At 69.2% G+C, this 12,863-nt stretch carries 13 protein-coding genes; 8 read left to right on the top strand and 5 right to left on the bottom strand.

What is annotated here, in order from left to right:
• Window positions 1–59 precede the first annotated feature (59 nt).
• Window positions 60–764, bottom strand: coding sequence for a DUF5324 family protein (locus ACGFRG_RS07840; RefSeq protein WP_393262313.1), 705 nt, complete (start codon window positions 762–764; stop codon window positions 60–62).
• A gap of 348 nt (window positions 765–1,112) precedes the next feature.
• Here ACGFRG_RS07840 and ACGFRG_RS07835 point away from each other — a divergent pair, with 348 nt between their 5' ends.
• Window positions 1,113–1,646, top strand: coding sequence for a peptidylprolyl isomerase (locus tag ACGFRG_RS07835; protein ID WP_361423162.1), 534 nt, complete (start codon window positions 1,113–1,115; stop codon window positions 1,644–1,646).
• Window positions 1,647–1,777: 131 nt separating this feature from the next.
• The gene (locus ACGFRG_RS07830) at window positions 1,778–2,647 is read left to right on the top strand and encodes a rhomboid family intramembrane serine protease (protein WP_393262311.1); all 870 of its coding nucleotides are present in this window, start codon (window positions 1,778–1,780) and stop codon (window positions 2,645–2,647) included.
• A 382-nt stretch (window positions 2,648–3,029) separates the two neighbouring features.
• On the opposite strand, the gene crgA is transcribed toward ACGFRG_RS07830, so the two are convergent.
• Entirely contained in the window at window positions 3,030–3,287 is a 258-nt protein-coding gene (gene crgA, locus ACGFRG_RS07825; protein WP_101389137.1) for a cell division protein CrgA, read from the bottom strand.
• Window positions 3,288–3,429: 142 nt separating this feature from the next.
• On the opposite strand from crgA, the gene ACGFRG_RS07820 reads away from it, so the two are divergent.
• The 6 genes from ACGFRG_RS07820 (at window position 3,430) to ACGFRG_RS07795 (ending at window position 7,698) form a co-directional block, all read left to right on the top strand.
• The gene (locus tag ACGFRG_RS07820) at window positions 3,430–4,218 is read left to right on the top strand and encodes a DUF881 domain-containing protein (RefSeq protein WP_361423168.1); all 789 of its coding nucleotides are present in this window, start codon (window positions 3,430–3,432) and stop codon (window positions 4,216–4,218) included.
• A gap of 20 nt (window positions 4,219–4,238) precedes the next feature.
• Window positions 4,239–4,931, top strand: coding sequence for a class E sortase (locus ACGFRG_RS07815; protein ID WP_361423171.1), 693 nt, complete (start codon window positions 4,239–4,241; stop codon window positions 4,929–4,931).
• Between the two features lie 67 nt (window positions 4,932–4,998).
• Complete coding sequence (locus ACGFRG_RS07810; RefSeq protein ID WP_361423173.1) at window positions 4,999–5,175, top strand: hypothetical protein; 177 nt, start codon at window positions 4,999–5,001, stop codon at window positions 5,173–5,175.
• Window positions 5,172–5,810 (top strand): aminodeoxychorismate/anthranilate synthase component II, encoded by a 639-nt coding sequence (locus tag ACGFRG_RS07805; RefSeq protein WP_361423176.1) that lies wholly within the window; start codon window positions 5,172–5,174, stop codon window positions 5,808–5,810. Before ACGFRG_RS07810 ends, ACGFRG_RS07805 begins: the two co-directional genes overlap by 4 nt.
• Window positions 5,807–6,940, top strand: coding sequence for a class E sortase (locus ACGFRG_RS07800; RefSeq protein ID WP_393262307.1), 1,134 nt, complete (start codon window positions 5,807–5,809; stop codon window positions 6,938–6,940). Before ACGFRG_RS07805 ends, ACGFRG_RS07800 begins: the two co-directional genes overlap by 4 nt.
• Before the next feature lie 20 nt (window positions 6,941–6,960).
• Window positions 6,961–7,698: a class E sortase gene (locus ACGFRG_RS07795; RefSeq protein ID WP_361423182.1), complete on the top strand. Its 738-nt coding sequence runs from the start codon at window positions 6,961–6,963 to the stop codon at window positions 7,696–7,698.
• 87 nt (window positions 7,699–7,785) lie between these two features.
• Here ACGFRG_RS07795 and pknB read toward each other — a convergent pair whose 3' ends face one another.
• From pknB to ACGFRG_RS07780, 3 genes are all read right to left on the bottom strand, one after another.
• Window positions 7,786–9,783, bottom strand: a complete 1,998-nt coding sequence (pknB, locus tag ACGFRG_RS07790) for a Stk1 family PASTA domain-containing Ser/Thr kinase (protein WP_361423185.1) — start codon at window positions 9,781–9,783, stop codon at window positions 7,786–7,788.
• Between the two features lie 190 nt (window positions 9,784–9,973).
• Window positions 9,974–11,428 carry a penicillin-binding transpeptidase domain-containing protein gene (locus ACGFRG_RS07785; protein WP_361423188.1) on the bottom strand — a complete coding sequence of 485 codons (1,455 nt, stop codon included), beginning with the start codon at window positions 11,426–11,428 and terminating at the stop codon, window positions 9,974–9,976.
• Window positions 11,425–12,840 carry an FtsW/RodA/SpoVE family cell cycle protein gene (locus tag ACGFRG_RS07780; protein ID WP_361423191.1) on the bottom strand — a complete coding sequence of 472 codons (1,416 nt, stop codon included), beginning with the start codon at window positions 12,838–12,840 and terminating at the stop codon, window positions 11,425–11,427. Before ACGFRG_RS07780 ends, ACGFRG_RS07785 begins: the two co-directional genes overlap by 4 nt.
• Between the last annotated feature and the right edge of the window lie 23 nt (window positions 12,841–12,863).

The raw sequence follows: 12,863 nt of genomic DNA, 5'->3' as shown, positions 1-12,863 counted from the left end.
CCCGCCGTCGTCGTATGCGCGGCCGCCCGGGGCTTACGGCGGCCGGTCGCCGGGAGAGGTCAGTGCCTGCCGTCGCGGTCCTCGGAGCCGTACTCGGACTCCTCCTCGGCCTGCTTGGCCTCCACCTCGGGGTCCAGGACCGCGCGGTCGGCGCCGTCCACCGAGGAGAGCGGGGGGCGGTCGGCGACCTCGGTGGGGGCGGGGGGCTCGACCAGCCAGTCCGGGTTGGCCTGCTTGTCCCACCACTTCCAGGCGGCTACGGCGCCGCCCGCCAGGATGCCGAGCACCGCGAGGCCCTTGACCAGACGCCCGGCCCGGGCCCGGCGCTGCTGCTTCTTGGCCAGCTTCTCGATCTGGCGCGGGGAGACCTGGCCGCGCAGCGCCGCCAGGGCGGCCGTGGAGCGCGCGATCGCCTCCTCGCGCACCGGCTGGGCGGCGGCGACGGCCTGGCTGACGCGGGGCGCCGTGTAGTCGGCGGCCTGGCGTGCGGCCCGGCGGGAGCGGGCGGCGGCCTGCCGGGCCACCTCGTCGACCTTCGGCGGGACGTGCGGCGCGAGATACGCGTCGTACTGGAGGTGGGCCTGGTCGCGCGCCTGCTGGGCGGCCTTGGACACCTTGGGCGCGATGCGTACGCGCGCCTCGTGGGCATAGTGCGCGGCCTGGTTCCTGGCCGAGTCGGTGTAGGGCGCCACCACTTCCGCGGCGTGCACGATGCTGTCCTTCGCCGAGCCGGTCGCGGCGCGCACGCTCTCCATGCGGGTCACGTGATCCTCCTCCTTGGTGGCGGGGTTCAGGGCGGTGCGGGGCGCTCCAGGGAGATAGCCCCGGAATGAGCACTGTGTCGCCTTTCCACCCATCTCGAAATCATGCCTGTCGGACGAGTACCCGGCATGCGCGCTATGGCATCCGGGTCAAACGGGGCGGCTTCGGGTGACGCGCGGGCGAGAAGGCGCAACGGCGGTGCGAGGGGAGCTCGCGCTCGACAATGCCACGGTTCGCCCCGGGACGCGCCCGTTCTGCGGGGATCGACGGGCACTCGCGGCTTTTCCTTGCCGCGGGCCACTCCGTGCGAGGATCGTGGGACGTCAGCGCAGACCGAAGGAAGGCAGACCGTGGCCGAGCAGCTTTACGCCACCCTGAAGACCAACCAAGGGGACATCGAGATCCGGCTCCTGCCGAACCACGCCCCGAAGACGGTCAAGAACTTTGTGGAGCTCGCCAACGGCGAGCGCGAGTGGACGCACCCGGCTACCGGCAAGAAGTCCACGGACCGCCTCTACGACGGCACGGTCTTCCACCGGGTGATCAGCGGCTTCATGATCCAGGGCGGCGACCCGCTGGGCAACGGCACCGGCGGCCCGGGCTACGAGTTCGCCGACGAGTTCCACCCGGAGCTGGCGTTCGACAAGCCGTACCTGCTGGCCATGGCGAACGCCGGGCCGGCCACCAACGGCTCGCAGTTCTTCATCACGGTGTCCCCCACCGCGTGGCTGACCCGTAAGCACACGATCTTCGGCGAGGTCTCCAACGACGCCGGCCGCAAGGTCGTGGACACCATCGCGGGCACCCAGACCAACCCGCGCACCGACCGTCCGGTCAACGACGTGATCATCGAGTCGGTCGTCGTCGAGTCCCGCGAGGGCTGACGCCGGAAACGACCCGTTCGAGGGGAACAAAACCGCCCCGCCCGTCCGTATGACGTGACGAGCGGGGCGGCGCGATGCCGTACCGACCGCACCCGAATGCGCCGTACCCGCACCCGAGCACAAGGAGCCCGATGGACCAGGCGAGCCTGCCGAGCTGCTACCGGCACCCGGGCGTGCAGACGGGGATCACCTGCACCCGCTGCGAGCGCCCGATCTGCCCGGAGTGCATGGTCAGCGCCTCGGTCGGGTTCCAGTGCCCGGAGTGCGTGCGCGGCGGGTCCGGTACGGGGCACGCGCCGACGGCGAACCAGCCGCGCACGATGGCGGGAGCGGCGATCGCGCCGGGCGATCCGCATCTGCTCACCAAGGTCCTCATCGGGCTGAACATCGCCGTCTATCTGCTCCAGCAGTCGATCGGGGACAAGTTCACCGATGCGTACAGCCTGCTGGGGCAGGCCGTGGTGCCCGGGTTCGGCTCGGTGCAGGGCGTCGCCGAGGGGCAGTGGTACCGCCTGGTGACCGCGATGTTCCTGCACGGGGGCATCACCCACATCGCCTTCAACATGCTCAGCCTGTGGTGGATCGGCGGCCCGCTGGAGGCGGCGCTGGGGCGCGTGCGCTACCTGGCGCTGTACTTCGTCTCCGGGCTCGCCGGCAGCGCGCTGACGTACTGGCTGGCCGCCGCGAACCAGCCCTCGCTCGGTGCCTCCGGTGCGATCTTCGGACTGTTCGGCGCCACCGCCGTGCTGATGCGCAAGCTGAAGTACGACATGCGCCCGCTGGTCGCGCTGCTGGTGATCAACCTGGTGATCACCTTCAACCCCTGGGGCGGCATCGCCTGGCAGGCGCACATCGGCGGTCTCGTCGGCGGCACGGTGATCGCGTACGCCATGGTCCACGCGCCCCGCGAGCGCCGCGCGCTGGTGCAGTGGGGGACCTGTGGACTGGTCCTGCTGGCCGTGGTGGTCACGGTGATAGCCAGGACCGCCGAGCTCACCTGAGCCGCCGGACCCAAAGCCCTGCCCACCGGCCCCCGCCCGGCGCGACGACCTGGGCAACGACCTGGGCAGTGGCTTGGGCAGCGACCCGGACGGGCACACGGAGTCGGGCTTTCCCCCAAGGTTGTCCACAGTGTGTGCCGGATCTTGTGCATCCGGTGGGGAACAACTGTGCCCCTTGTCGCTGACCTGGGTTTTCCCAGCAGGGACAAGGGGCGGGCCGTGGGGCGGTGTGGAACAGTGGCAGTCACACCGGCGTCAACACGGCAGAGGTTATCCACAGATCGTCTGACCTTTTCCCCAGTGTGGATAGCGCTGTGGATAACCCGTGGGCAAGGCTTGACGAGGAGGCTGTGGAGAAGCTACTTCCCAGTGTGCGGAGCGGCTACTTCCACTGCGTGGAGACACCGAAGCCGCCGGCGATGAAGCCGAACCCGACCACGATGTTCCAGTTCCCGAAGGACTTCAGCGGCAGATCGCCCTCGGTCACATAGAAGAGGACGATCCAGGCGAGCCCGATCAGGAAGAACGCCAGCATGACCGGGGCCACCCAGCCCCGGCTGCCCAGTTTGATGGCGGTTGCCTGCTTGGCCGCCGGCGGCGGCGTGAAGTCGGCCTTCTTGCGGATACGTGACTTCGGCACGAGGAACTCTCCTGTCGATGCGCTGCGTGACCGCGCAGATAACTGTGGCTGGGCGCCGGGGGACGGGCAACGGGGGATCACTGCTGCCCCCGGGCGTCCGTTAGCGTAGTGCTTCCGTGGCGCCGAAGGAGATAAGGGTACGTTGAGCAATTCCGCCGACTCCCCCGAAGGGCTCCCCGGCCAGGCCGCCGGACCGGGCCGACGCACCTGGGCCCGCCCCGTGCGGCTGCTCTCCGCCGCCGTCTTCGCGCTGGCCGGGCTCATCTTCGTGACCAGCTTCAACACGGCCAAGGGCACCAACATCCGCACCGACGCCTCGCTGCTCAAGCTCTCCGACCTGATCCAGCAGCGCAGCCGCAAGAACGCCGAGCTCGACCAGTCCACCGCCACCGTCCGCGACGACGTCGACGCCCTCGCCCGGCGCGACAACGGCTCCACCAAGGCGCAGGACCAGCAGCTGGCCGCGCTCAAGGACGCGGCGGGCACCGAGAAGGTCGCGGGCAAGGCGCTCACCGTCACCCTCAACGACGCCCCGCCCAACGCCACGGCCGCCCCCGGCTACCCCGCCCCGCAACCCAACGACCTGGTCATCCACCAGCAGGACCTCCAGGCCGTGGTGAACGCCCTGTGGCAGGGCGGCGCCCGGGGCATCCAGGTCATGGACCAGCGCCTCATCTCGACCAGCGCCGTGCGCTGCGTCGGCAACACCCTGATCCTCCAGGGCCGCGTCTACTCGCCCCCGTACAAGGTGACCGCCGTCGGCGACACCGGGAAGCTGCGCCAGGCGCTCACCGCCTCCCCGGCGATCCAGAACTACCAGCTGTATGTGAAGGCGTACGGGCTCGGCTGGAAAGTCGACGAGCACAAGGCGATGACTCTGCCCGGTTACTCGGGCACAGTGGATCTCCACTACGCGAAGCCGGTGGGATAGCGCGGGGAGGGGGCGCTCGGGTGTCCGTTGTCTCGGTGCGGCTGGTCGTCAGGACGTTCAGCGAGCTGTGCATCACGGTCGGCGCCCTGATCGTCCTCTTCGTCGTGTACGTCCTGTACTGGACCGGGGTGAAGGCGGACAGCGCCGCCGCGAGTCAGATATCCGCCCTGCACCACCAGTGGGCGCGCACCCCCGCCGTGAGCGCGCCGCAGCACACTTCGCCGCCCGCCCCCGCCCCGTACACCGAGGGAAAGTCCTTCGCCGTCATGTACATCCCCCGGCTCGGCGAGGACTGGCACAAGCCCGTGCTTGAGGGCACCGGGGTGAAGGACCTCCAGAAGGGCCTCGGGCACTACGCCACGACCGCGCGCCTGGGCCAGCGGGGCAACTTCTCGGTCGCCGGGCACCGCCGCACCTACGGCGACCCGTTCAAGGACTTCCCCGAGCTGCGGCCCGGCGACGCGGTGGTGCTCACGGACGGGACGACCTGGTTCACCTACCGCCTCGACAACAAGCCGTACCGGACCCTGCCCGGCGATGTCGGGGTGATCGACGCGGTGCCCGCCGAGTCGCCGTTCCGCTCCCCGGGCAGCTATCTGACCCTCACCACCTGCGATCCCGAGTGGGGAAGCAGCCACCGGCTGATCGCCTGGGGCCACCTCGACTCCACCCGGCCCGTCGCCCAGGGCAAGCCCCAAGCTTTGACCAGCTGACCCCGCGCCGACAGCCGGGCCCCTTAGTCTGGTGCGGTAACGATCGTCGGAAGGGACAGCGCACAGCATGTACGTCTGGATCTGGCGGCATCTGCCGGGCAACGCGTGGGTACGGGCGTTCACTTCGCTCGTGCTCGTACTGGCGATTGTCTATGTGCTCTTCCAGTACGTCTTCCCGTGGGCGGAGCCGCTGCTGCCGTTCAACGACGTCACCGTCGACCAGGGGTTGGGAGCAGCCCGGTGAGCGCACGCGTTCTCGTCGTGGACAACTACGACAGCTTTGTCTTCAACCTGGTCCAGTACCTGTACCAGCTGGGCGCCGAGTGCGAGGTGGTACGCAACGACGAGGTGTCCCTGGAGCACGCCCAGGACGGCTTCGACGGCGTACTGCTCTCCCCCGGCCCCGGCGCGCCCGAGCAGGCAGGTGTCTGCGTCGACATGGTGCGCCACTGCGCGCGGACCGGGGTGCCGGTCTTCGGTGTCTGCCTCGGCATGCAGTCGATGATGGTCGCGTACGGGGGTGTGGTCGGCCGGGCGCCCGAGCTGCTGCACGGCAAGACCTCGCCGGTCCTGCACGAGGGCGCGGGCGTCTTCCAGGGTCTGCCCTCGCCGTTCACCGCGACCCGGTACCACTCGCTGGCCGCTGAGCCCGCCACGCTCCCCGCGGAGCTGGAGGTCACCGCCTGGACGGCCGATGGCATCGTGATGGGGCTGCGCCACCGTGAACTGCCCGTGGAGGGCGTCCAGTTCCACCCCGAGTCCGTTCTGACCGAGCACGGCCATCTGATGCTCGCCAACTGGCTGGTGCGGTGCGGGGACACGGGAGCCGTCGAGCGGTCGGCAGGCCTGGCACCGGTGGTGGGCAAGGCCGCGGCGTGACGGCGGTCCGGCCCGAGCACGAGTACGACCCGCTGACGGACCATCCGGCGGGTCGGCACGGGTCGCCGTGGTTCCGGGCCGACAACCTGCCCCGGACCGGGCCGGATCCGTACGCGTACGGGTATGCGCCGCAGGTGCCGGAAGCCGACGTCTACGCGCGCGTGCCGGAAGCGGTGCCGGAAGTGGTGCCAGAAGCCGACGTCTACGCGCGCGTGCCCGACATCGTGCCGGAGGCCGAGCCGGTGCTCGACGCGGGCTCCGCCCCCGCCCCGCCCGACGACTCGACCATGGCGCTGAAGCGCATAGCCGAGCCGCCCGCGCCGCCCACCGGGGGCCGGGCCGAGCGGCGGCGGGCCGCCAAGGGGCGGGGGCACCGGGCACCGGCCGCAGCCACGGGGCCCGCGGCCCCGGACCGGCCGCTGACCCGCGCCGAGGCCCGCCGCGCCGCCAAGGCGCGCAAGGACAGCGCGGCCGTCGTCGCCAGCCGTGTCATCGGCGAACTGTTCATCACGCTCGGCGTGGTGATGCTTTTGTTCGTCACGTACCAGCTGTGGTGGACGAACATCCGCGCCCATCAGCAGGCGGGCAGCGAGGCGAAGAAGATCGCGCACGACTGGGCGAGCGGCAAGGCACCCGGCGCGTTCGAGCCCGGCAAGGGCTTCGCCATCATGCACATCCCCACGCTGGACGTGGTCGTGCCGATCGCCGAGGGCACCAGCAAGACCAAGGTCCTCGACAAGGGCATGGTCGGCCACTACGGCCAGGGCAGCCTCAAGACGGCGATGCCGGGCGACCGGACGGGCAACTTCGCGCTCGCCGGGCACCGCAACACGCACGGCGAGCCGTTCCGCTACATCAACCGCCTCAAGCGGGGCGACCTCGTGATCGTCGAGACGCAGCAGGCGTACTACACGTACGCCATCACCAGCTCACTTCCGTCCACGAGCCCCAAGAACGTCTCGGTGCTCAAGCCGATCCCGGCCGGCTCCGGGTTCACGGCGCCGGGCCGCTACATCACCCTGACGACCTGCACCCCCGAATTCACGAGTACGTACCGAATGATCGTGTGGGGCAAGATGGTCGACGAACGACCGCGCAGCAAGGGCTTGCCCGACGCGCTCGCCGGCTGACTAGACGACAGACAGGTGCGGTGGCAGTGAGGACCGAGCACGACGAGCAGCAGACCGAAGCTCCCGCCCCGCCGCAGGCGCGCCGCCGCCGCGGCGTGGTCGCGGGGGTCGTCAGCGTCATCGGCGAGCTGCTGATCACGGCCGGGCTGGTGCTCGGCCTCTTCGTCGTCTACTCGCTGTGGTGGACCAACGTGATAGCGGACCGCGAGGCCGCCCGGCAGAGCAAGGACGTGCGCCGCGACTGGGCGAACAACGGCCCCGGCGCCCTCGACACCAAGGGCGGCATCGGCTTCCTGCACGTCCCCGCGATGCACAACGGCGAAGTCCTGGTCAAGAAGGGCACCGGCACCGACGTCCTCAACGGCGGTGTCGCGGGCTACTACACCGACCCGCTGAAGGCGGTCCTGCCGCAGGCGGGCGGCAACGGCAACTTCACGCTGGCCGCGCACCGGGACGGCCACGGGGCGAAGTTCCACAACATCGACAAGATAAAGACCGGCGATCCGATCGTCTTCGAGACGAAGGACACCTGGTACGTCTACAAGACGTTCGCGGAGCTGAAGGAGACGTCGAAGTACAACGTCGACGTGCTCCAGCCGGTGCCCAAGGAGTCCGGTGTGAAGAAGCCGGGCCACTACATCACGCTGACGACCTGCACGCCCGTCTACACCTCCGACTACCGCTACATCGTGTGGGGCGAGCTGGTCCGCACCCAGAAGGTCGACGACAAGCGCACCAAGCCGGCGGAGCTCCGTTAGAGCCCGGTCCCTGCTCGTACGTACGGGAAAGCCCCGGCCCCCTCGAAGGGGACCGGGGCTTCCTGCTGCCGGTGGGCGCGCGGCCCGTCAGCCGCCGGAGGGGCCGCCGAACGGGAAGCCGCCGCCCCCGTTCTGGTTCTGGCCGCCGATCGTCGTCAGGACGATCGCCGTGGTGGTCGGGTCGGACGGGGTGTTGGCCGCCGGGGTCTGCGAGGTGACCCTGGCCTTGTCGTCGTTCGAACTGCCGGGTGCGAACTGGATGTTGCTGAACCCGGCCGCGTTGAGCATCTCGGTGGCCTGCTTGACCGTCTTGCCGAACAGCTGCGGCACCGGGACCTGCTGGGGCGTCTGCGGGCCCTTGGAGACCTTCAGGACGATCTGGACGTCCTTCGTCTGGTTGGTGTTGCCCTTGGGGCTCTCGTCGACGACCTGGTTCGCGGGCTTGTCCGAGTCGACGTCCTGGCGGGAGACGCTGGTGAACCCGAGCCCGTTGAGCTGTGCCACGGCCGCGTTGTAGTCGGTGCCCACGACGTCGGGAATCTTCGTCGTCTTCTTCTTGGCGATCGAGAGGGTCACGGAGGTGCCCTTCTCGACCTGCTGGCCGCCCTGCGGGTCCTGCGAGACGACCGTGCCCTCCTCCTGGTCGGACTCGACCGTGGTGGTCTTCACGTCGAAGCCCTTGCCCGTGAGGATCTCCTTGGCGTTGTCCTGCTTCTTCTCCGTGACGTCCGGCACCTCGACCTTGGGCGCGCCGGTCGAGACGACGACCGAGACGGCGTCGCCCTTCTTCAGCTTGCCGCTGGTCGGACTCTGGCTGCAGACGTTGCCCTTGGGCTGGTCGGCGCAGGGCTCCGTCTTGGAGACGGTCAGCTTCAGACCGACGTTCGTCGTCAGGGTCTCGGCCGACTTCTGGGTCTCGCCGACCAGCTGCGGCACCGGCACCTGGCCGCTGTCGCCGCCTCCGCCGAAGACCGACTTGCCGATCAGGATCGCGCCGACCAGCACCAGGACGCCCGCGAGCACCAGCAGGATCGTCGAGGTGTGCGACTTCTTCTGGCGGCGGCGGTCCGGGCGGTCGTCGTAGCCGTAGCCGCCGTCGTCCGGGTTGACGGGGGGCAGCATGGAGGTCTGGCCCGCCGCGTCCGTCGCGCGCAGCGCGGTGGTCGGCTGGTCCGGGGGGCCCGAGGTGTACGCGTCGTAGCCGCCGTAGCCGACCGAGCCCATGGCGGCGGTCGCGGCGACCGGCTGGCCGTCCAGGCACGCCTCGATGTCGGCGCGCATCTCATCGGCCGACTGATAGCGGTAGTCCGGGTCCTTGACCAGCGCCTTCAGGACGATGGCGTCCATCTCGGGCGTGATCTCGGGGTCGAAGTTGCTCGGCGGCTGCGGCTCTTCCCGTACGTGCTGGTAGGCGACCGCGACCGGCGAGTCGCCGACGAAGGGCGGCCGCACCGTCAGCAGCTCGTACAGCAGGCAGCCGGTCGAGTACAGGTCGGAGCGGGCGTCGACCTGCTCGCCCTTGGCCTGCTCCGGGGAGAGGTACTGGGCGGTGCCGATGACGGCGGCGGTCTGCGTCATCGTCATGCCGGAGTCGCCCATGGCGCGGGCGATGCCGAAGTCCATGACCTTGACCTGGCCGGTGCGCGTCAGCATGACGTTCGCCGGCTTGATGTCGCGGTGGACGATGCCGGCGCGGTGGGAGTACTCCAGGGCCTGGAGGATGCCTACGGTCATCTCCAGCGTGCGCTCGGGCAGCAGCTTGCGCCCGGAGTGCAGCAGCTCACGCAGGGTGGACCCGTCGACGTACTCCATCACGATGTACGGGATGGAGATGTTGTCGACGTAGTCCTCGCCGGTGTCGTAGACAGCGACGATCGCCGGGTGGTTGAGCGAGGCGGCGGACTGGGCCTCACGGCGGAACCGGGCCTGGAAGGACGGGTCGCGGGCGAGGTCGGCCCGCAGCGTCTTCACGGCGACAGTGCGGCCGAGCCGGGTGTCGTGCGCGAGGTAGACCTCCGCCATGCCACCACGGCCGAGCACCTGGCCCAGCTCGTACCGGCCGCCGAGGCGACGCGGCTCTTCCATAACGTTCCAGCCCTCTCCGTCAGTCCCGACCGCACCCGTGTGTGTGGTCCGGCGGTGTGCTGTTCGCGCATACGCTACCGGGCAGCGGTGGCGGATCTGTCCCTGACCGTCAGCTGATACCGGACCGGTACAGGGCGCGAGCGACGTTTCACGTGAAACGAGGACCGTTTCACGTGAAACATCCCTCAGATCACTTCTTGAGCACCGCCTTCATCACGGCCTTGGCGATCGGGGCCGCCAGGCCGCCGCCGGAGATGTCGTCGCGATTGGCGTCGCCGTCCTCGACCACCACGGCGACCGCGACTGGGGAGCCCTGGTCGGTCTTGGCGTACGAGATGAACCAGGCGTACGGCTTCTCGCTGTTGTTGAGGCCGTGCTGGGCGGTACCGGTCTTGCCGCCGACGGTGACCCCGTCGATGGCGCCCTTCTTGCCCGTGCCGTCCGTGACGACGAACTCCATCATCTTCTGGATCTTCTGGGCGTTGGCCGCGGTCAGCGGCTGGCTCAGCTTCTGCGGCTGGGTCTTGGTCAGGACGTCCAGGTTCGGCGCCTGGAGCTGGTCCACCATGTACGGCTTCATCAGCTTGCCGTCGTTGGCGACGGCGGCGGCGACCATGGCCATCTGCAGCGGGGTGGCGCGGTTGGAGGCCTGGCCGATGCCCGCCATCGCGTTCTGCGGGCGGTTGTCCTTGGGGTAGATGCTGGCGTCGGCCCGGACCGGGGTGAAGATCTGGTCGTTGAAGCCGAACTTGTTGGCCTCGTCGATCATCTTCTGGTTGCCGAGGTCATCGCTGATCTTGCCGAAGACGGTGTTGCACGAGTACTGCAGAGCGACCTTGAGGGTGGCGTTCTCGCAGGGGATGTTGCCCTCGTTCTTCAGCTCGCTCGTCGACTGCGGCAGCTTGAAGGGCAGCGGCGAGCGGGTCGCCTCGTCCACGCTGGAGTACAGGTTGTTCTCCAGCGCGGCCGACGCGGTGACCACCTTGAACGTGGAGCCGGGCGGGTAGGTCTCGCGCAGCGCCCGGTTCAGCATGGGCTTGTCTTTGTCGTCGAGCAGCTTCTGGCGGGCGTCCGAGTCGGCCTTGGAGTTCCCCGCGAACACCGACGGGTCGTACGACGGGGTCGAGGCCAGGGCCAGGATCGCGCCGGTGCGCGGGTCCAGGGCCGCGACCGCGCCCTTCTTGTCGCCGAGCCCCTCGAACGCGGCCTTCTGGGCGGCGCTGTTGAGGGTGGTGACGACGTTGCCGCCCTGCTTCTTCTCGCCGGTGAACATCGACAGCGTCCGGTCGAAGAAGAGCCGGTCGTCGTTGCCCGAGAGGATCTTGTCCTCGATGTTCTCCAGCTGCGAGGAGTCGAAGGCCTGCGAGTTGTAGCCGGTGACCGGCGACCACATGGTGCCGTTGTTCCAGGCGCGCTTGAACTTGAAGTCGCTGCCCTGGGTCTCCTTGGAGGAGGTCATCGGCTGGCCGTCGGCCGTGATGATGTTGCCGCGCTCGTGGGCGAACCGCTCGATCTGGACCCGGCGGTTCTCCTTGCGCGAGTTCAGCTCGTCGGCGCGCACGTACTGGAGCCAGTTGTCACGGATCATCAGGGCCATGATCAGCAGCCCGCAGAAGATCGCGATCCGTCGCAGGGGCTTGTTCACGGTCGGACCACCTGGGTCATCTCGGCGTCGGGGGACGGGGCGGGGGCGGGCGCGGGACGCCGGGCGGTGTCGCTGATCCGGATGAGGATGCCGATCAGCGCCCAGTTGGCGATCACGGAGGAACCGCCCTGTGCGACGAACGGCATGGTCATACCGGTCAGCGGGATGAGCCCCATGACACCGCCGGCGACCACGAAGACCTGGAGCGCGAAGGCACCGGAGAGGCCGATCGCCAGCAGCTTGCCGAACGGGTCGCGGGCGGCGAGCGCGGTGCGCACGCCCCGCTCCACGATCAAGCCGTAGATCAGCAGGATCGCCATCATCCCGGCCAGGCCCAGCTCCTCGCCGACCGTGGAGAGGATGAAGTCGGCGTTGGCCGCGAAGCCGATCAGGTCGGAGTTGCCCTGGCCCAGGCCCGTGCCCATGGTGCCGCCCGAGCCGAACGACATGATCGCCTGGCCGATCTGCTCACAGGCGCCGGTGGTCTTGTAGCAGCCGAAGGGGTCCATCCAGGCGTCCACACGCAGCTTCACGTGCGGCTCGAAGGACGCCACCGCGACCGCGCCGATCGCCGACATCAGCAGACCGAACACGATCCAGCTGGTGCGCTCGGTCGCCACGTACAGCATGATCACGAACAGGCCGAAGAAGAGCAGCGAGGTGCCGAGGTCGGTCTCGAAGACCAGGATGAGGATCGAGACGCCCCACACCACGAGGATCGGACCGAGGTCACGGCCGCGCGGCAGATACATGCCCATGAAACGGCGGCTGGCCAGCGCCAGCGCGTCGCGTTTGACCATCAGGTAGCCGGAGAAGAACACCGCGATGATGATCTTCGCGAACTCGCCGGGCTGGATGGTGCCCATGCCGGGGATCGAGATCCAGATCTTCGCGCCGTTCACCGCCGGGAAGAACATCGGCAGGATCAGCAGGAACAGCGCCACCGCCATCGAGATGTAGGTGTAGCGCTGCAGGATCCGGTGGTCCTTGAGGAGCATCAGCACGGCGATGAACAGCGCCACGCCGATCGCCGTGTACAGCAGCTGCTTGGGGGCGTCCGGGCTGAACGCGCCGAACTGGTTCTTGGCCCGCTGGATCAGCCGCGGCGACTGGTCAAGGCGCCAGATCAGCACCAGACCGAGACCGTTGAGCAAGGTGGCCAGCGGCAGCAGCAGCGGGTCCGCGTACGGGGCGAACTTGCGCACCACGAGGTGTCCGACGCCCGCGAGCAGCCCGAGGCCCAGCCCGTAACCGAGCATGCCGGAAGGCAGTTTGCCGGTCATGGCCAGGCCCACGTTGGCGTACGCGAACACCGGGATGGCGACGGCGAAGACGAGCAGCGCGAGCTCGGTGTTGCGGCGGCTCGGTGCGTCGATCGCGCCGATGGTGGTCGTGTTGGTGACAACGCTCATGGTGTGGAAAGGCCCCCTACGGC

Source organism: Streptomyces sp. NPDC048696 (genome assembly GCF_043198895.1).
Lineage (GTDB): Bacteria > Actinomycetota > Actinomycetes > Streptomycetales > Streptomycetaceae > Streptomyces.
The sequence above is the reverse complement of the archived record's forward strand: the minus strand, read 5'-3'. Positions and strand labels throughout refer to the sequence as shown.